Source organism: Paracoccus sp. P2 (assembly GCF_046335115.1).
GTDB classification, from domain to species: Bacteria; Pseudomonadota; Alphaproteobacteria; order Rhodobacterales; family Rhodobacteraceae; genus Paracoccus; species Paracoccus pantotrophus.
On the sequence record NZ_JBGOSN010000152.1, the window covers coordinates 1 to 1,172 of the forward strand.

General features: G+C 63.2%; 1 protein-coding gene. It reads right to left on the reverse strand.

Translation table 11 applies throughout. From position 1 onward, the window contains the following. Nucleotides 1-1,093 (reverse strand): vWA domain-containing protein (locus tag ACDP63_RS24925; protein WP_409928863.1); only part of this gene is annotated, 1,093 nt, incomplete at its 3' end. Nucleotides 1,094-1,172 lie beyond the last annotated feature (79 nt).

Sequence of the window (1,172 nt, forward strand, 5' to 3'; positions counted from 1 at the left end):
GGTCATAGTCCGCATAGGCTCCGTCTTCGGCGTCGGCGGGGACAATTGTCACATAATCACGCGGAGCCAGTCCCTCACCTTCCCAGCTCACCGTAAACGCGGATCCAACCAAGGTTTGTGCCGGGCCGAATACCTGGGCGGCGGGCGGTTGCGACATGATGGGCGGGAAAATGGCGTGGACATTGCGCGCGCTGTCCAACGCCAAACTGGCCTCGGTCTGCGAGAAGTCGTCCTGCGCCGTCGAATGGACCGTCACGATATAGTCGCCGAACGGCAGGTCCGTGGTGAAGGGGTTCGCGGTGCCGGTCTGCACCATGTTGAACGAAGTATCCGATATCTCCCAGATCACCTCGCCGGACAGAAGCGGAAGCTCCAGTGGCGCTGCTGGCCGCTCCCAGACGGTCTCGTCGCCGATCTCCTCGCCTCCGAGATTTGCGGTGAAGGTGAAACTCCCTGAGGCAGGCGCGGCAGTGACCTCGCGCAAGGCCTCGTTGAGTTCCTGGGCATTGTCGGCAGTCAGGAAGCGGCCGCCGGTTTCCTCGGCGATGCATTGCATCTGCAACAGGGCGTCGGCTTCGCCCCGCACATCGAAGCCAATGACATGGGCGGTAAAATCTACGCCCGCTTCTTCCAAGGCGCGGGCGGCGGCGCAGGGATCAGGATTGCAGGTCTCGATCCCATCGGAAACCAGGATCACCGTCGCCGCCTGTTCGGTGTGGCGCAACGCCTGAGCCGCGGTGACGACGGCATCGGTCATCGGGGTCATGCCCCGCGGGTTCAACCCTTCAACGATGCCGGCGATCTCTGCCGCAGTGCCGGGCGCGGGTTCGACCAAGGTCTCGATATCCGCGCATTGCCCGCGCTCGCGATGGCCATAGGTGACGAAACCGAGATTCTGATCGGCGGGGAAATCCGACACAATGTCCCCGACGACATCGCGCGCGATGGTGATTTTGTTTATCCCATCGATCTGCCCCCACATCGACCCCGAGGCGTCCAAAACAAGGATCGTGCTGGGGCGCTCCTGGGCAAGTGCCGCCGGCGCAAGGGCGGATGTCAGGGCGATAAGCCCGGCGGTCACAAGAGATCTCATGCGGCTTCTCCATCGCGCGCTGTCCCGAAGCGGGCACCGGCGCGCTCTTTCAGCTTGCGGAAATGTGAGGACATCTGCT